The sequence below is a fragment of the Novosphingobium sp. 9 genome (assembly GCF_025340265.1).
Lineage (GTDB): Bacteria > Pseudomonadota > Alphaproteobacteria > Sphingomonadales > Sphingomonadaceae > Novosphingobium.
Map to the genome: position 1 here is coordinate 2,104,296 of NZ_CP022707.1, position 16,734 is coordinate 2,121,029.

The 16,734-nt window shown below is 63.6% G+C and carries 14 protein-coding genes and 2 pseudogenes; 4 read left to right on the plus strand and 12 right to left on the minus strand.

Annotated features, from left to right (window positions below):
- Nucleotides 1-3 precede the first annotated feature (3 nt).
- From CI805_RS10410 to CI805_RS10425, 4 genes are all read right to left on the minus strand, one after another.
- Nucleotides 4-1,230 carry a type III PLP-dependent enzyme gene (locus CI805_RS10410; RefSeq protein WP_260923037.1) on the minus strand — a complete coding sequence of 409 codons (1,227 nt, stop codon included), beginning with the start codon at nucleotides 1,228-1,230 and terminating at the stop codon, nucleotides 4-6.
- A gap of 323 nt (nucleotides 1,231-1,553) precedes the next feature.
- Complete coding sequence (locus CI805_RS10415) at nucleotides 1,554-2,732, minus strand: carboxynorspermidine decarboxylase (protein ID WP_260923039.1); 1,179 nt, start codon at nucleotides 2,730-2,732, stop codon at nucleotides 1,554-1,556.
- 48 nt (nucleotides 2,733-2,780) lie between these two features.
- Complete coding sequence (locus CI805_RS10420; RefSeq protein WP_260923041.1) at nucleotides 2,781-3,131, minus strand: DMT family protein; 351 nt, start codon at nucleotides 3,129-3,131, stop codon at nucleotides 2,781-2,783.
- Between the two features lie 61 nt (nucleotides 3,132-3,192).
- On the minus strand, nucleotides 3,193-4,404 hold the full coding sequence (locus CI805_RS10425; protein WP_260923043.1) for a saccharopine dehydrogenase family protein: 1,212 nt from the start codon (nucleotides 4,402-4,404) through the stop codon (nucleotides 3,193-3,195).
- Between the two features lie 273 nt (nucleotides 4,405-4,677).
- Here CI805_RS10425 and CI805_RS10430 point away from each other — a divergent pair, with 273 nt between their 5' ends.
- From CI805_RS10430 to CI805_RS10445, 4 genes and pseudogenes are all read left to right on the plus strand, one after another.
- Nucleotides 4,678-5,889 carry a DUF3419 family protein gene (locus CI805_RS10430; RefSeq protein ID WP_260923045.1) on the plus strand — a complete coding sequence of 404 codons (1,212 nt, stop codon included), beginning with the start codon at nucleotides 4,678-4,680 and terminating at the stop codon, nucleotides 5,887-5,889.
- Nucleotides 5,890-5,893: 4 nt separating this feature from the next.
- Nucleotides 5,894-6,538, plus strand: coding sequence for a class I SAM-dependent methyltransferase (locus CI805_RS10435; protein WP_260923047.1), 645 nt, complete (start codon nucleotides 5,894-5,896; stop codon nucleotides 6,536-6,538).
- Nucleotides 6,539-6,604: 66 nt separating this feature from the next.
- A pseudogene (locus tag CI805_RS10440) lies at nucleotides 6,605-7,569 on the plus strand (threonine/serine dehydratase).
- 33 nt (nucleotides 7,570-7,602) lie between these two features.
- A complete protein-coding gene (locus tag CI805_RS10445) occupies nucleotides 7,603-7,863 on the plus strand; it encodes a hypothetical protein (RefSeq protein ID WP_260923048.1) in 261 nt (86 codons plus the stop codon).
- 18 nt (nucleotides 7,864-7,881) lie between these two features.
- Here the strand turns inward: CI805_RS10445 and CI805_RS10450 are convergent.
- From CI805_RS10450 to CI805_RS10485, 8 genes and pseudogenes are all read right to left on the minus strand, one after another.
- Nucleotides 7,882-9,158, minus strand: a pseudogene (locus CI805_RS10450) (class I SAM-dependent RNA methyltransferase).
- Between the two features lie 8 nt (nucleotides 9,159-9,166).
- The gene (locus CI805_RS10455) at nucleotides 9,167-10,552 is read right to left on the minus strand and encodes an NAD(P)H-hydrate epimerase (RefSeq protein ID WP_260923051.1); all 1,386 of its coding nucleotides are present in this window, start codon (nucleotides 10,550-10,552) and stop codon (nucleotides 9,167-9,169) included.
- Between the two features lie 18 nt (nucleotides 10,553-10,570).
- A complete protein-coding gene (locus CI805_RS10460; protein ID WP_260923052.1) occupies nucleotides 10,571-10,954 on the minus strand; it encodes a hypothetical protein in 384 nt (127 codons plus the stop codon).
- 238 nt (nucleotides 10,955-11,192) lie between these two features.
- Complete coding sequence (gene ilvD / locus CI805_RS10465) at nucleotides 11,193-13,049, minus strand: dihydroxy-acid dehydratase (RefSeq protein ID WP_260923055.1); 1,857 nt, start codon at nucleotides 13,047-13,049, stop codon at nucleotides 11,193-11,195.
- 83 nt (nucleotides 13,050-13,132) lie between these two features.
- Nucleotides 13,133-13,867: an N-formylglutamate amidohydrolase gene (locus CI805_RS10470; protein ID WP_409934953.1), complete on the minus strand. Its 735-nt coding sequence runs from the start codon at nucleotides 13,865-13,867 to the stop codon at nucleotides 13,133-13,135.
- A 2-nt stretch (nucleotides 13,868-13,869) separates the two neighbouring features.
- Nucleotides 13,870-14,685 carry a 4-(cytidine 5'-diphospho)-2-C-methyl-D-erythritol kinase gene (locus tag CI805_RS10475; RefSeq protein WP_260923058.1) on the minus strand — a complete coding sequence of 272 codons (816 nt, stop codon included), beginning with the start codon at nucleotides 14,683-14,685 and terminating at the stop codon, nucleotides 13,870-13,872.
- A gap of 12 nt (nucleotides 14,686-14,697) precedes the next feature.
- Complete coding sequence (locus CI805_RS10480) at nucleotides 14,698-14,991, minus strand: hypothetical protein (RefSeq protein ID WP_260923059.1); 294 nt, start codon at nucleotides 14,989-14,991, stop codon at nucleotides 14,698-14,700.
- 5 nt (nucleotides 14,992-14,996) lie between these two features.
- The gene (locus CI805_RS10485; protein ID WP_260923061.1) at nucleotides 14,997-16,643 is read right to left on the minus strand and encodes an electron transfer flavoprotein-ubiquinone oxidoreductase; all 1,647 of its coding nucleotides are present in this window, start codon (nucleotides 16,641-16,643) and stop codon (nucleotides 14,997-14,999) included.
- Nucleotides 16,644-16,734: the final 91 nt, after the last annotated feature.

Genomic DNA, 16,734 nt, shown 5'->3' on the forward strand with positions numbered 1-16,734 from the left:
TAATCAGCGCAATGAGACGACATTGTCCGAAACGCGGGGGTCCGGACGCCCCGTATAAAGGCTGGCCATCGGCTCGTCGGTCGTGACCACGACATCGCCCTGCCCAAAGCCGTTGAACGCAGTGCGCATCGCCGCACCGTAAGCGCCCAGCATGCCGACCTCGATCCAGTCTCCCGCCTTGATACCGGCGGGAAGCACGAACGGGCCTTCCATGAAGTCGGCATCGTCGCAGGTCGGACCGTAGAAGGAGAAGTCCTTGAGGTCCGTAGCGTCGAGCGCCGCTTCGACATCGCCAGCCTTGCGAGCGATATGACGCACAGGAAAACGCCATGCGACATGTGCCGCATCGTAGAGCGCACCATAGGCACCGTCATTGATGAACAGTTCGTCACCACGACGCTTTTCGACCTTCACGATCAGCGAGTTGTACTCCGCCGACAGCGCGCGACCGGGCTCACACCACAGCTCTGCGTTATAGGCAATCGGCAGCGCCTCGAAGTGGCGATGGATGATCGCGAAGTAGTCTTCGAGCGGCGGCGGCTCCATGCCCGGATAGGACGACGGGAACCCGCCCCCCACGTCGATCATGTCGATCACGACACCGGCATCGGCGATCGCCGCGCGGGCGCGCTCAAGCGCCTGCACATAGGCGAAGGGTGTCATCGCCTGCGAACCCACATGGAAGCAGACGCCCAGCCAGTCAGCGACCTGACGGGTCGACTGGAGGAGTTCGCCTGCATCGGCCAGATCGATGCCGAACTTCGAAGCCAGGCTCAGTTCCGAATACTCGGAGCTGACACGCAGACGCACGCACAGACGCAAATCCTTGGCGAACGAACCATCCTGAGCCGCAGTCGCTTCGAGAATCTTCTCAAGCTCTTCCTGCGTGTCGAGGCTGAAAGTACGCACGTTGTGCGTGAAGTACGCCTCGCGGATAGCGCTGGCGGTCTTCACCGGGTGCATGAAGCACAGCGTCGCATCCGGCAGCACCGAACGAACCATGCGGATTTCCGCGATGGATGCCGTATCGTAATGCGTGATGCCGTTGTCCCAGAGAATCTGAACAAGGTCCGGCGACGGATTTGCCTTCACCGCATAGAGCGACTTTCCCGGAAACTTCGTTGCGAAGAATCGGGCAGCGCGCGCCGCAGCATGCGGGCGGTTCACAATAACCGGTTCGTCGGGCGCGAGTTCGCGCGCTACAGCCGATGCGTCAGGGAAAATGTGCAACTCAAGGGACCCCCAAACGGTGTGTTAACGACAAGAGCTGCCTTGCGGTTTGGAAGTCCCCATGGGGCAGCGAGGGGCCGGATATAGGCCGCATCGTTCGAATCGCAAGAGAAAAACGAGTGATTTCACGGAAGTGTCACAAAGGTGAAAGGACATGGCTGACCCATGAAATTTTCCCCTTCCATCACAACATGTTGTCTATCCGGCGTTGCCACCGGGGAACTGTCATTTCGCAAACAACGCAAACGGACAGAAGCTCCCTGAAACGGAGTAGAAACGGACACAAGGCGCCTGAGGCGCGATAGACCGTTCCAGAGGCCTGCTCAGCTTAAGCGATCGCGAAAATCCTCGTAATCGAACTTGCGGATGCATTCGAGCGAGTCGGTTTCGGAATCCCACAACCAGATCGAGGGCAAGGGCACGCCGTTGAAGGTGGTGGTCTTGACCATCGAATAATGCGCCTGATCGAGGAACGCGAAACGCTGCCCTGCCTCGGGATCGGCGGGCAGCACATAATCGCCGATCACATCGCCTGCCAGACACGAGGGCCCGCCAAGACGGACCGCCTCTGCCTCATTCTCGCTCCGCTCGCCCAGCATGGCCGGACGATAGGGCGCCTCGATCACATCGGGCATGTGGCAGGTCGCGGAAATGTCCACGATGGCCACCGGCATGCCGTTCCAGCCGACATCGAGCACGGTGCCAACCAGAATGCCCGCGTCCAGCGCAACCGCCTCGCCCGGCTCGATATAGATCTGCGCGCCGGTATCCTCAGCCATGTCGGCGAGGAACTCGACCAGTTCCTCGCGCTGGTAATCGGCACGGGTGACATGGTGGCCTCCGCCGATGTTGATCCAGTCGAGCTGGCCGAAATAGGGCTCGAGATAATCGAACACCTTGTCCCAGGTGCGCTGGAGCGGTTCGAAATCCTGCTCGCACAGGTTGTGGAAGTGAATGCCGTCGATCATCTCGACATGCTCTTCGGTAAGCTGGTCGATCGGAAAGCCGAGGCGCGAGTGCGGTGCCGACGGATCGTACTTGGGCACTTCGCCTTCGGGATGCAACGGATTGACGCGCAGACCGATGTCGAAGTCCTCACCGCGCGCACGCGCCGCCTCGATGATCGCCCAGCAACGCTCGATCTGCTGGGGCGAATTGAAGATCACGTGATCCGACAGGCGCAGGATCTCGTCGAGTTCATCGGGCTTGTAGGCCGCGCAGTAGGTCGCGATCTCGCCATCGTAGAACTCGGACGCAAGGCGAGCTTCCCACAGACCCGAAGTGCAGACGCCATCGAGGTATTCCCCGACGATCGGCGCTGTCGACCACATCGAGAACGCCTTGAGCGCAGCCAGTACCTTGGCGCCGGAACGCTCGCCGATGTCCTGCAGAAGCTGAAGGTTGGCGCGCAGCTTCGCCGCATCGACCACGAAGGCCGGACTGTCGACACGCGACAGATCGAACTCTGCAAAGGCGCCCGGATCGCCGGCTCTGGTTTCCATGGGATGCGTGCCTTTCGTCTGTAATTCGCAATGAAGGACGCTGCGGCTCTAACCCAGCGGCCCCTTGAAAATGAACCAGGCCCCTGCCCCGACGAGGCAGAACCCGATGATCTCGTTCCAGCCCGGCTTCTGGCCGAACAGCGCCCAGGCAACCAGCACGAAGCCCAGCAGCGAGAACGCCTCCTGCATGACCTTGAGCTGCCCCAGCGAATAGACCGAACTGCCGATCCGGTTGGCCGGGACCGCCAGACAGTATTCGAAAAAGGCAATGCCCCAACTCATCAGGATCGCCAGCCAGAGCGCCTTGCCCGGCAGCTTGAGATGCAGATACCACGCCGTGTTCATGAACAGGTTCGAGCCTGCCAACAGCGCGACGGGCGCAACGAACGACCAGTTCATGGATGGCATGCCTCAATGCGGTGTTCCGCCTCGCAAGATCGAGGCGGAACACCGTATCCGATCAGAACTGAACCGGGCCGTCGAGTTCTTCCACGGTCCAGGGCAGGCCCTGCGTGTTGAGCATGTCCATGTAGGGATCGGGATCGAACTGCTCCATGTTGAACACACCCTCACCCTTCCATTTGCCGGTCAGCACCATCGCTGCGCCGATCATCGCCGGAACGCCGGTGGTGTAGGATACGGCCTGATTGCCGGTTTCCTCGAAGGCATCTTCGTGATCGCAGATGTTCTTGATGTAGAACGTCTTCTCACCCGAACCGTCGAGCGCTTCGCCGGTCGCGATATCGCCGATGTTGGTCTTGCCCTTGGTCGTCGCGCCGAGCGAGCTGGGCTCGGGCAGAACGGCCTTGAGGAACTGCAGCGGGATGATCTCGACGCCGTTGTAGATCACCGGGTCGATGCGGGTCATGCCCACATTCTGCAGCACGGTTAGGTGCTTGATGTATTCGTCGCCGAAGGTCATCCAGAAGCGGCCGCGCTCCATCTCGGGAAGGAACTTGGCGAGGCTTTCCAGTTCCTCGTGGTACATCATGTACATGTTCTTGGGACCGACGGCCTCGAAGTCGAACTCGACCTTCCTGCCCATCGCCGGGGTCTCGACGAATTCGCCGTTCTCCCAGTGGCGTGCGGGCGCGGTCACTTCGCGGATGTTGATTTCCGGGTTGAAGTTGGTGGCAAAAGCCTGACCGTGATCGCCGCCATTGCAGTCCAGAATGTCGAGCGTGCGGATGGTCTTGAGCTTGTGCTTCTTGAGCCACATCGCGAACACGCTGGTCACGCCCGGATCGAAACCCGAACCCAGCAGCGCCATCAGACCCGCTTCCTTGAAGCGCTCCTGATAGGCCCACTGCCAGTGATATTCGAACTTGGCTACGTCCTTGGGCTCGTAGTTCGCGGTGTCCATGTAGTGCGTGCCGGTGGCAAGGCAGGCGTCCATGATCGCCAGATCCTGATAGGGCAGCGCCAGGTTCACGACCAGTTCGGGACCGATCTCGCGGATCAGTGCGCTGGTGGCCGCCACGTCGTCGGCGTCGATCGCATAAGTGCCGATCGTGACGCCCGTGCGTGCCTTGACCGACTCCGCGATCGCCTCGCACTTGGAAACCGTGCGGCTGGCGAGATGGATGTCGCTGAAAATATCGGGATTCATCGCCATCTTGTGGACAGCGACCGAGCCGACGCCGCCTGCGCCGATCACCAGAACCTTGCTCACCGTACTTCTCCTTGACCCAGATTTCGCTGCGACGAGGTTTGCGCCGCTCAGTCCGGCCCTCTCGCGAAAGCGCCGCATATAGTGCCCGGATGTGACAACACAACGTGCAGGAACACAAGCAGTGCCGGTTATCAGACTTGGAAATTCCTGCACCACCTGCCGCATCCGGCCGGCCAACCGTCACGGTTGTGCCATCGCCGCGTCATCGCCCGGTCACCGGACATCCGCAAAGGGAGCATGAGACGCGCCGCTGCGCCAAGGGACACTCTCGCCATGCAGCCCAATACCCTGATCGAAGGTGCCGTCGTGCGCCACGAGAGCCCACGCAGTGCACGCCTGCTCGACCGGGCCTTTGCGATGGCTTTCAAGGGTCTCGTCTACGCGCAGATCTGGGAAGATCCGGTGGCCGATATGGCCGCGCTCGACATTCGCCCCGACAGCCACGTGCTGACGATCGCCAGCGGCGGCTGTAACGCGCTGTCCTATCTCACCGCCGATCCCGAAGCGATCACGGTGGTCGATCTCAATACGGCGCATATCGCGCTCAACCGCCTGAAGCACGCCGCGCTGACGCATCTTGACGATTATGCCGCGCTGCGCCGCTTCGTGGTCGAGGCCGATCACCCCGATAATCTGGCGACCTACAAGGTCCACCTTGCGCCGCATCTGGATGAGGCCACGCGACGCTATTGGGAAGGCCGCGATCTGATCGGACGCCGCCGCATCGAGGGCTTCTCCAAAGGCATCTATCGCAAGGGCCTGCTGGGCGTGTTCATCGGCCTCGCCCATGCTGTCGCCAGGCTCTATCGCATCGATCCGCGCGAAATCCTCGCAGCGCGCGACCTTGAGGAACAGCGTCGCATCTTCGACGAACGCTTCGCCCCGGTGTTCGAGCGCCGCATGGTCCGCTGGCTGACAGATCAGCCCGCCTCGCTGTTCGGCCTCGGCATTCCGCCCGCGCAGTACGATGCGCTGGCGGGAGGTCAGAAGATGGCCGACGTATTGCGTGCGCGCCTTGAAAAGCTGGCCTGCCACTTCCCGCTGAACGACAATTACTTCGCCTGGCAGGCGTTCTCGCGCGGCTATGGGCGCGCGCTAGAAGCACCGCTCCCGCCGTGGCTTCAGGAAGGCAATGTCCCGGTCGTGCGTGAGCGACTTGATCGGATCACCCTGCGCCATGCCAACTTCGTCCATGTCCTTCAGGAAAGTGCGGACGCCTCGCTCGACCGCTATGTGCTGCTCGATGCGCAGGATTGGATGACGGACGGACAACTGACCGAACTGTGGTCCGAAATCACCCGCACCGCCCGCCCCGGTGCGCGCGTGCTGTTCCGCACCGCCGCCGAGCCCTCGCTGCTGCCGGGGCGCGTGCCCGATACAATCCTCTCGCGCTGGGACTATCGCGAAGCCGAATCGGTCAGGGCGACCGCAGATGATCGCTCGTCGATCTATGGCGGCGTCCACCTCTACGTCCTCAAGGCCTGAGCCGATGGCGACGGCTGCTCCCGACCATGCCGCGCTGATGGACCGCGTCTATCGCGGGCAGCGGCATATCTACGATGTGACCCGTAAGTATTTCCTGTTCGGTCGCGACCGGCTGATCGGCGAAATCGACGCAGCGCCCGGCTCGACGGCTCTGGAACTGGGCTGCGGGACAGGCCGCAATCTGGAACTGATCGGCAGACGCTGGCCGGGCGTGACGCTGTATGGCCTCGATATTTCTGAGGAAATGCTGCGGAACGCGCGCAAGCGGCTGAGTGCAGCGAGCCGTCTCGTTCAAGGCGACGCCACCCGCTTTGATCCGCAAGCACTGTTCGGCGTGACCGGGTTCGACCGCGTGGCGATATCCTATGCCCTCTCGATGATCCCCGATTGGCATGCTGCGCTCGCCGCCGGAGCCGATGCTCTCGCACCCGGCGGACGGCTCGATGTGGTGGATTTCGGGGACCTGCACGGCCTCCCGAGCCCGGCCCGCACCGTTCTGCGAGCGTGGCTGACACACTTTCACGTCACCCCGCGCCTCGATCTGGAAGCAGCAGCGCAGGACCTCGCACGACGCAAGGGGCTGACAATGGAAAGCCTGCGCGGCCCGCTGGGATACTACCGCCTGATCCGCCTTTCGCGTCCGACATGATCCAGAGCGACAATTCATCATTGCGAACAACGGGTTCCCGCTCCTAAGCTGGCAGGCATGACCACCATGCTCCGCCAGCCTACCGCAGAGGGTGTCGCCCTCGCCGCCCGTCTCGTGTCCGAGATTCTGCCGCAGGCCCCGCTGCTGCCGCTGGAGGTCGAGGGCCGTACGATCTGGTGCAAGGCCGAGAGCCTGCAACCTGTCGGTGCTTTCAAGATTCGTGGCGCATGGCATCGGCTTTCCGCTCTTACGCAGGACGAGCGCGCGGCAGGCGTTGTGGGCGTCTCCAGCGGCAATCATGCGCAGGGCGTAGCCTGGGCCGCACGCAAGCTGAGCATCGCCGCGACGATCGTGATGCCGGTCGATGCCCGAGCGTGAAACTCGCCAATACCCGCGCGCTCGGCGCCGAAGTCGTGCTCTACGACCGGCCCGGCGGTGAGGACCGCGACGAGGTGGCGAACCGCCTCTGTGCCGAACGCGGCGCCACGCTCGTCCATGCCTATGGCGACCCATGGGTCATCGAAGGTCAGGGCAGCACCGGGATCGAGATCGCCGCGCAGATGGCTGCGATGGGCATCGGTGGTCCGGATCAGATCGTCTCGCCCTGCGGCGGTGGCGGGCTGACTGCCGGTCTCGCGCTGGCCTGCCCCGATGCCGCAATCGTCCCGGTCGAACCCGAGGGCTGGGACGATGTTGCCCGCAGCCTCGCCAGCGGCACGATTCAGCGCATCGCTCCAGACGCCCCGGCAACCGCCTGCGATGCGCTGCAAACGCCCGCGACCTGGCCGATCAACTTCGCGATCCTGAAAGAGCGCTGTCCCTTCGGCCTGATCGCAACCCCCGCCGAAATTCGCGCAGCGCAGCGGCTTGCCTTCGCAAAGCTGCACCTCGTGATCGAACCGGGCGGCGCCGCAGCACTGGCCGCCGTGCTGGCGGGCAAGGTCGAACTGACCGACCGGACTGCCGTGATCCTTTCGGGCGGGAACACCGATGCCCCCGCCTTTGCCCAGGTTATCGCGAGCGACGATTGACAGCGACGGGGGCGTTCTGGGATGCCCCCGCGCATGGATTTGGACGATCAGCTTCGCCGCTTCTTCGGCACCGAGGACCTTGCCACGCTTTCGCCCGGCGCGCTCGAATCGGGCGTCGAGCGTATGCAGGTGGAATTCGGCCTCGAAACCGATTCGGGCCGCCGCTTCGCGCTCTGGGCATTGATGCACATGTTCGGCGCGGCGCCCGATCTGGACGTGGCGTTCGACAATGAGGCGGATCGCAATTCCGCCCGCGATTTCATGGATATGCTGGACAAGGTTCAGGGCGGCTGATCGCGCCCTGAAATCTCGTCAGTCGCGGATAAACAGGCTCGCCAGCTCGACATGGGTCGACCAGCGGAACTGCCCTACCGGGCGCAGTTCCGCGAGCCGGAACCCCGCCTCGATCAGCCGCGCACTATCGCGTGACCAGCTTGAGGGATTGCACGAGATATAGACCACGCGCTTGACGGTACTGTCGGCGATGCATTCCACCTGTTCGCGCGCACCGGCCCTTGGCGGATCGAGCACGACGGCGGAAAACCGATTGAGTTCATCAGCTTGCAACGGGTTGCGAAACAGGTCGCGATGGACGCTGAACACCGGCAACTGGGCCTTGTCCGCTGCCGACTTGCAGGCGAGATGGGCATCGCGCGCCGCTTCGGCGGCGAGCACCTTGGTTTGTGGCCCGGCGAGCGCCAGCGCAAACGTGCCAAGACCGGAAAACAGATCCGCGACAAAAGGCTGCCCTTCCAGCCACTGCGTGGTCGCAGCCACCAGCGCGGCCTCGCCATCGAGCGTCGCCTGTAGGAACGAGCCGGGGTTGAACGGGACAGAGACCGCCCCAGACGGACAGAGACCGGTTCAGGCTCCCACACCGTCTCGAAACCGTAGCCGCCATCCATCGTCAGACGCGCCAGACCATGCGCCCGTGCGAAATCGAGCATGTCCTCGGTCGCAGAGAGCCCTTCGGCAGTCAGTCCCTTGATGCCGAGATCGACGCCCTGCTCGGTCAACGTCATTTCGATATCCGCTGCCATGCGCGCCTGCTGGTGCTTCACCGGGCCGCGCGATCCCTTCTTTGCCGGAGCGGCCTTGCCCATCGTGATGAGCAGCTTGCGCAACGGCCCGACAAGCGCGAACAGTTCCGGCGCCATCACATGGCACTCGGTCAGTTCGACCAGACGGTGCGAGCGTGCTTCACGGAAGCCAATGACGATCCGTCCACCCGAACTTTCCGCACGCAGCGAAACGCGGCGACGGCTTTTCGGCGGCGAAAGGTAAGGCGCGGCAATCGTTTCAGCGCCCAGCTCCTGCGAGGAGGAGGCATTGGCGACCCGCGCCTCGACGAAGGCCGCCAGGCTCTCCTCATCCAACTGCTGGAGCTGGCAGCCCCCGCAACGCCCGAAATGCGCGCAAGGCGGCTGGACGTGGTGCGGTCCCCATTCGAGCGTAGCGTCCGCCAGCAGCATGTCGCCGGGCGCGGCGCCCCACGCAAAACGGCCACTCGCGGTGATGCCATCCCCCTTGGCGGCGATGCGCAGGATTTCCTCGGGGCCGAAGTCCGGCTCGGGTGCGGTTTCGTAGATGTCGTCGTTCACAGGCAGGCCGCTAGCGCAGCGGGTATCGCCTGCGCAAGCTGTCCTGCGGTGAAAGCCAGGCGGCAATGCCGTGCAGCGTCACCATGAAGCCACACTCCCTGACAGGCCGCCTCGAACGGCTCGACGCCTGAAGCGAGCCTACTGGCAATCGTTCCCGCGAGGACATCGCCCGTCCCTGCGGTGGAGAGCCACGGGTTCGCGCCTGCCGAACAGGCCAGTCGTCCATCGGGCGCGGCGACCACGGTATCAGGCCCCTTAGCGACCACGATCATCCCACTCTCCCGTGCCAGTGCGAGCGCCCTCGCGGTCTTGCTGCCGCTGCCGTCGAGATCGAACGCACGTTCCAGAGCGACCAGTTCGCCTTCATGCGGCGTCGCCACGACCGGCACTTCGCGTTCTGCAAGCAGGCGCGGTGAAAGCAGCACAAGCGCATCGGCGTCGAGCAACACCGGCACCGGATCGGCCAGCGCCACGGCCAGCCGTTCGCGCGCAGCAGCATCGCGACCAAGGCCGGGACCGACCAGCACGGCGGCATTGCGATGATCGACCAGCACTTCGGCCAGATCGCCGGTATCGACCACGAGATCGGCAGGGCAGTTGCGCTTGCTATCGGCAAACAGCTTCACATAACCCGCACCGGCACCCTGTGCCGCAAGGCTGGCAAGGATCGCCGCACCGGGCATCGCCCCGCCGACGACCGCGAGCAGTCCGCGCATATATTTGTGGGCATCAGCACCGGGCCTTGCGATCTTCGGGCGGCCGATCATCGTCGCCGCGCCATCGACCGGCGCGATGCCGATCGGAACCAGCCGCTTCTCGCCCATCATCGCACAGGCAGGCATCAACACATGGGCGAATTTCCAGCCCCCGAGCGCCAGCGTCAGATCATACGACGGTAGCCCCGGATTGAGCGCCATGCCGGTGTCGGTCTGCAAGCCGCTCGGCAGATCAATGGCAACCCGGTGGCGATGCTGCTCTGTAAGCGCCTGCAACAGTGCCAGTGCTTCGGCTTCCAGCGGACGCGAAAGTCCCGACCCGAACAGCGCATCGACGAAGACGTCTCCGTGCGCGGTCGCATCTGCATTTTGCAATATCTCGCCGTGCCACAGGGAGCGGGCGCGCTGCGCTGCCTCGGTCTTCGGCACGAGGGGCGCGATCACCACCACATCGCCACCGCGCTGTCGCAGCGCTTCGGCCAAAACATAGCCGTCGCCACCGTTGTTTCCGGGGCCGCACAGCACCGTCACGCGCCTGCCTGCCGCCATGCGCCAGATCCATTGCGCGGCGCCTTCTCCGGCGCGTTTCATCAGTTCGTGAACATCGGTGCCGGTGGCGATCAGGGCCTCTTCGGCCTCGCGCATCTGGGCGGCTGTCAGGATCATCCGGCTTTACTCGTTTCGTCAGACAGCATCATGCGAGGCAACGCTAGCGCTGTCCTCCGGTTGCGAGGCGCCGTCGCCCTCGACATGTGCGGGGAAGCGGTAACGATCGCTGCCGACGCGCACTTCGAGCTTGCCGTCCGACAGCCGTGTCGAGGCAGAAAGCGCGCCGTCGGCGACCGCAATACCGCTGCCGTCCTGCATCACCTCGAAACGGCGAAAGCCGCCATCGGGATGATGGACCACCAACGAGAGTTGCCCTCCCACCTCGACCCGCTGCACTGTGCAATCCGGCTTGAACGCCTTTTCGCCGCCGACCGCGCAGGCGATGGTATCCTGCCCGACCGCCGCCACATCTGTATCGCCGGAGCGAGAGCAACCCGCTGCAAACGGCAGGATCGCCATCGCGGCAACGATGTATGTGAGGCGGGCAATTGGACGGGAAACACAAGCCATTCACAAGGGATACCGTCTGTGTGCGAGGCTTGATAGCCCACCTTGACGGAATGGCATGAGGTGTGGCGAAAATACCGCCGTCCACGAAAGCAGGCTGGCGCGAAGAGGTAAATGCCAGCGAGCCACCGTCCCGCCTGAACGGAACGATGGCTCGCAGGTTTCTTGCCTTACCCGTCCGGCACGAAAATCAGCCGCGCTTGAGCTGGCTCACGTCACGGATGGCGCCCTTGGCAGCGCTGGTGGTCATCGCGGCATAAGCCTGAAGTGCGGCGGACACCTTACGCTTGCGTGGGTGGACCGGCGACCAGGCATCGGCTCCTCGCGCTTCCTGCGCTGCACGGCGCTCAGCCATTTCCTCATCGCTGATCATCAGCGTGATCGAACGATCGGGAATATCGATGGCGATGGTATCGCCGTTCTCGACCAGACCGATCTCGCCACCCTCTGCTGCTTCCGGCGAGGCGTGGCCGATGGAAAGGCCCGAGGTGCCGCCCGAGAAACGCCCGTCGGTCAGCAGCGCGCAGGCTTTGCCGAGGCCCTTCGACTTCAGGTAGCTGGTGGGATAGAGCATTTCCTGCATGCCTGGGCCACCGCGCGGGCCTTCGTAGCGGATCACCACCACGCTGCCCTCGGTAACTTCACCGCCAAGAATCCCTGCGACTGCCGCGTCCTGACTTTCATAGACGCGCGCGGTGCCGGTGAACTTGAGGATGCTTTCGTCGACGCCTGCGGTCTTCACGATGCAGCCATCACGCGCGATGTTGCCGTACAGCACCGCAAGGCCGCCGTCCTGGCTGAACGCGTGCTCCTTGGAGCGGATGACACCCGCTTCACGGTCGAGGTCCAGTTCCTTCCAGCGCCGGTTCTGGCTGAAGGCGACCTGTGTCGGCACGCCGCCGGGCGCCGCCTTGTAGAACTCCTGCACCGAAGGCTCGTTGGTGCGCGAGATATCCCAGCGATTGAGCGCATCGCCCAGCGTACGGGCGTGAACGGTCGGCTGATCGCCGTGCAGCAGGCCTGCGCGCTCCAGTTGGCCGAGGATCGCCATGATGCCGCCTGCGCGGTGAACGTCTTCCATGTGGACGTCGGACTTTGCGGGCGCGACCTTCGACAGGCACGGCACCTTGCGGCTGAGACGATCGATGTCCTGCATGGTAAAATCGACGCCTGCCTCGGCGGCAGCGGCCAGCAAGTGTAGCACGGTGTTGGTCGATCCGCCCATCGCAATATCGAGGCTCATCGCGTTCTCGAACGCCTCGAACGTGGCGATGCCGCGCGGCAGGACACTTTCGTCTTCCTGCTCGTAGTAGCGCTGGCAAAGATCGACGACGAGGCGTCCGGCTTCGCGGAACAGCCGCTCACGGTCAGCATGGGTTGCCAGCGTCGAGCCGTTGCCCGGCAACGAGAGGCCCAGCGCTTCGGTGAGGCAGTTCATCGAGTTGGCGGTGAACATGCCCGAGCACGATCCGCAGGTCGGGCAGGCCGAACGCTCGATCGCCTTCACTTCCTCGTCGGTATAGCTCTCATCGGCAGCGGCGACCATCGCATCGACCAGATCGAGCGCGTGCTCCTTGCCGCGCAGCACGACCTTGCCGGCTTCCATCGGTCCGCCCGAGACGAAGACCACCGGAATGTTGATGCGCATCGCGGCCATCAGCATGCCGGGCGTGATCTTGTCGCAGTTCGAGATGCACACCATCGCATCCGCGCAGTGGGCATTGACCATGTATTCGACGCTGTCAGCGATCAGGTCGCGGCTGGGCAGCGAATAGAGCATGCCGTCGTGGCCCATGGCGATGCCGTCATCGACCGCGATAGTGTTGAATTCCTTGGCAACGCCGCCCGCCGCCTCGATCTCGCGAGCGACGAGTTGGCCCAAATCCTTGAGGTGGACGTGGCCGGGCACGAACTGGGTGAACGAGTTTACCACCGCGATGATCGGCTTGCCGAAATCATCGTCCTTCATCCCCGTCGCGCGCCAGAGGCCACGCGCGCCCGCCATGTTGCGGCCGTGGGTGGAAGTGCGGGAACGATAGGCAGGCATTTGGGGGACTCCGGTATGCTTCGATAAAGAGAGAAGCGCCGCCCCTACTCCACTCTTGCGCGCAATCGAAGCAAAAAATGAACTCACATATCGAGTTTTAGCGCAACTTTATTACAGATGTGCGCAAGCCGTTCTGCCCAAAGCGCTTGCCCTTCCGCATCGGCGATCAGATCCTGACGCACTTCGACACCCAGATAGGGGCGCCCATCAGCCTCGGCATGGCGGTTCATTGTCGCGTTCAGAACCTTGCCCGAATAGGGCAACTGATCGCCAACGATCAGGCCTTCGGCTTCCAGCAGCGGGATGGCGATCCGTGCCGCGCGGTCGTCCTCATTATAAAGAATGCCGATCTCCCACGGACGCGCCTGTGCGGGATCGCTTTCCAGCGACGGCGTGAAGCTGTGCAGCGAGAGGATCAGCTGCTGCGGCACCGCGTCGAGCAGACGCTCCAGCCCCTCGTGATAGGGCCGGAAGAAGCGCGACAGGCGCTGTTCACGACCTTCCGCATCGATCCGGTTTCCGGGAATGTCGTGACCGTCCGAGGTCTCGGGGACCAATCCTGCCGCCCCCTCGTCGCGATTGAAATCGCACACGAGACGGCTGACGCGGGCGAGATAGGCGGCGATGCCGGGGCGCACCATCGCCTCGGCCACCCCCGTCACACCGATATCGACTGCGATATGCAGGTCCACCAGCGCCGGATCGATGCCAAGGTCGATCCCGTCCGGCACCCGGTTCGAGGCATGATCTGAGACGACCAGCAAGCCGCCGAACTTCGGCTCTCCGATCAGGCGGGCAACGTCTGCGTAGTCATCCATATTCATCGCAGCGCTCCTGCCAGTTGCCACCATTCGGGGTATTCGGTCGCGATCCGCGCGGCAGCGGCATCGCGGGCCTCCAGATCGTCATAAAGCGCAAAGCACGTCGCGCCCGAACCGGACATGCGCGCCAGGAACGGGGTGCTTGCGGCAAGCGCGGCCAGCACATCGCCGATCACCGGACACAAGGCGAGCGCGGGCGCTTCCAGATCGTTGCGTCCCGTCAGCGCGATATGTCGCAAGCTGCCCTGCGGCATCGCCCCCCGATCGAGGCCATCCCACCCCTTGAACACCGGCCCGGTCGGCACCGGCGCGCGCGGGTTCACCAGCAGTACCGGACACCCCGCAAGGTCGTTCTCGGCAACTTCGGCAAGGTCAGTTCCCGTGCCGGTGCCGATGCACGGACGCGAGAGCACGCAGGCTGGCACGTCCGCGCCGAGCTTCGCGGCGCGGACGTGCCAGTCATCCGGTAGCCCCTGCGCGCGTTCGATCATGCGGAACACCGCGCCTGCATCGGCAGAACCGCCGCCGAGGCCTGCAGCCACCGGCAGGCGCTTGTCCAGCGTCACCGCCCAGCCGTCCGGCCGAGGCAACGCGCCCAGTGCCTTGGCGACGATATTGTCGAAGGGATTGTCGAGCGTGCCTGCAAACTCACCATGTGTTTCCAGCCGATCCACATCGGCAGAGCGCACGGATAGTTCGTCCCCCGCATCAACGAAGGCAAACAGCGTTTCGAGTTCGTGGTAACCATCCTCGCGCCGCCTGCGAACATGGAGCGCGAGATTGATCTTGGCGTAAGCGGTTTCGGTCAGGTGCATCGTGACCGCGACTTAGACGCCTCCGGTATAGACAAACAAGAACGGAAATATCGCGATGATGGCAAGAATGCCCAGCGCAGCAAGAGCATGAAAGCCTCGCTGCGTACCATTGACGACCCACGCCGCCGTTCCAAGTGTCAGCGCGACAACTGCGGGCCAGATCACGTAAAAGTCTGTCTGCCCCGCACTTGGATAGATTCCAGGCCCCTGATCATAGACGCCGAAGGTAAGCCCCTGTCCCATCCAGAATAGGCCGACCCACGAAAGAAATCCTATCGCGGCGACGGAGTTCGCCCTGCGCTTCATCCGCGTCACATATTCGGATAGTTCGGACCGCCGCCGCCTTCGGGCGTTACCCATTCGATGTTCTGGGTGGGGTCCTTGATATCGCAGGTCTTGCAGTGGACGCAGTTCTGCGCGTTGATCTGCAACTTCGCCTCGCCCGCGTCCTCGACGAATTCGTAGACGCCTGCGGGGCAGTACCGCGCTTCCGGCCCGGCATAGAGCGGCAGGTTCACCCGCGTCGGAACCGTCGGGTCCTTCAGCTTGAGGTGGACCGGCTGGTCTTCCTCATGGTTGGTGAACGAGAACGAGACGCTGGTCAGACGGTCGAAGCTGATAACGCCATCGGGCTTGGGATAGACGATCGGCTTGTAGAGATCGGCGCGCTGCGTCTCGCTGGCGTCGGTGTGGTGCTTCATCGGCTTGGCCAGACCGAAGCCGAACAGCTGGCGCAGCCACATATCGGCGCCTGCCAGTATCGTGCCCAGCGTGCCGCCGAACTTGGCGACCATCGGCTGCGCGTTCTGGACGAGCTTCAGTTCCTTGGCGATCCAGCTGTCACACACCGCAGCGTCGTATTCGTCCAGCGCATCGGCCTCGCGCCCGGCCGCGATGGCCACTGCGATGGCATCGGCGGCAAGCATGCCGCTCTTCATCGCGGTATGGGTACCCTTGATGCGCGGCACGTTGACGAAGCCCGCCGAGCAGCCCGCCAGCACGCCGCCGGGGAACGCGAGCTTGGGCACCGACTGCCAGCCGCCCTCGTTGATCGCGCGCGCGCCATAGGCCACACGCTTGCCGCCTTCGAGGATCGCGCGGATATCCGGGTGCTGCTTCCAACGCTGGAATTCCTCAAACGGGTAGACGTAAGGGTTCTTGTAATCGAGCGCCGTCACGAAGCCGAGCGAGACCTGTCCGTTCGCCTGATGGTAGAGGAAACCGCCGCCCCAGGTTTCGCTCTCCGACAGCGGCCAGCCCTGCGTGTGGATCACGCGGCCCGGCACATGCTTGTCGGGCGCGATGTCCCACAACTCCTTGATGCCGATGCCATAGACCTGCGGCTCGCAATCGGCTTCGAGATCGAACTTTTCTTTCAGTCGCTTGGTCAGGCTGCCGCGCGCACCTTCGCAGAATACGGTGTACTTGCCGAGCAGGTTCATGCCGGGCTGGTAATCGTCACGCGGCTCGCCATCGCGGCCCACGCCCATGTCGCCGGTCTGCACGCCGATCACGGCGCCCGCCTCATCATAGAGCACTTCGGCGGCCGGGAAGCCGGGGAATATCTCGACCTCCAGTTCCTCGGCCTTTTCGGCGAGCCAGCGGCACAGGTTGCCCAGCGATCCGGTGTAGTTCCCCTCGTTCGAGAGGAACGGCGGCATGATCGCATGCGGCATCGCGCGCTTGCCGGACTTGGAGAGCACCCAGTGCCAGTTGTCCGTCACCGGCGTTTCGGCGAGCGAACAGCCCTGCTCACGCCAATCGGGCAGCAGTTCATCGAGCGCCCTGGGATCAATCGTCGCGCCCGAGAGGATATGCGCGCCGATCTCCGAGCCCTTTTCCAGCACGCAGACCGAAAGATCGGGCGAGACCTGCTTCAGCCGGATCGCCGCCGAAAGCCCGGCAGGCCCGCCGCCGACGATCACAACGTCGTAAGGCATCTCTTCACGTTCGGTCATGGTCGTCCTTCAAAGCCCTGAACCCGCGCGCCGTCCTGATGGCGACAGGATTTGTCTGTGCACGCAATTTAGTCGCGCGATTAATTTCGAT

Excerpts from the sequence above, each read along its gene's own strand:
- CI805_RS10415 (WP_260923039.1), bottom strand. The coding sequence starts at position 2,732 with ATGGAAACCAGAGCCGGCGATCCGGGCGCCTTTGCAGAGTTCGATCTG.
- CI805_RS10420 (WP_260923041.1), bottom strand. The coding sequence starts at position 3,131 with ATGAACTGGTCGTTCGTTGCGCCCGTCGCGCTGTTGGCAGGCTCGAAC.
- CI805_RS10430 (WP_260923045.1), top strand. The coding sequence starts at position 4,678 with ATGCAGCCCAATACCCTGATCGAAGGTGCCGTCGTGCGCCACGAGAGC.
- CI805_RS10435 (WP_260923047.1), top strand. The coding sequence starts at position 5,894 with ATGGCGACGGCTGCTCCCGACCATGCCGCGCTGATGGACCGCGTCTAT.
- CI805_RS10445 (WP_260923048.1), top strand. The coding sequence starts at position 7,603 with ATGGATTTGGACGATCAGCTTCGCCGCTTCTTCGGCACCGAGGACCTT.
- CI805_RS10455 (WP_260923051.1), bottom strand. The coding sequence starts at position 10,552 with ATGATCCTGACAGCCGCCCAGATGCGCGAGGCCGAAGAGGCCCTGATC.
- CI805_RS10460 (WP_260923052.1), bottom strand. The coding sequence starts at position 10,954 with ATGGCGATCCTGCCGTTTGCAGCGGGTTGCTCTCGCTCCGGCGATACA.
- ilvD (WP_260923055.1), bottom strand. The coding sequence starts at position 13,049 with ATGCCTGCCTATCGTTCCCGCACTTCCACCCACGGCCGCAACATGGCG.
- CI805_RS10470 (WP_409934953.1), bottom strand. The coding sequence starts at position 13,867 with ATGGATGACTACGCAGACGTTGCCCGCCTGATCGGAGAGCCGAAGTTC.
- CI805_RS10475 (WP_260923058.1), bottom strand. The coding sequence starts at position 14,685 with ATGCACCTGACCGAAACCGCTTACGCCAAGATCAATCTCGCGCTCCAT.
- CI805_RS10480 (WP_260923059.1), bottom strand. The coding sequence starts at position 14,991 with ATGAAGCGCAGGGCGAACTCCGTCGCCGCGATAGGATTTCTTTCGTGG.
- CI805_RS10485 (WP_260923061.1), bottom strand. The coding sequence starts at position 16,643 with ATGACCGAACGTGAAGAGATGCCTTACGACGTTGTGATCGTCGGCGGC.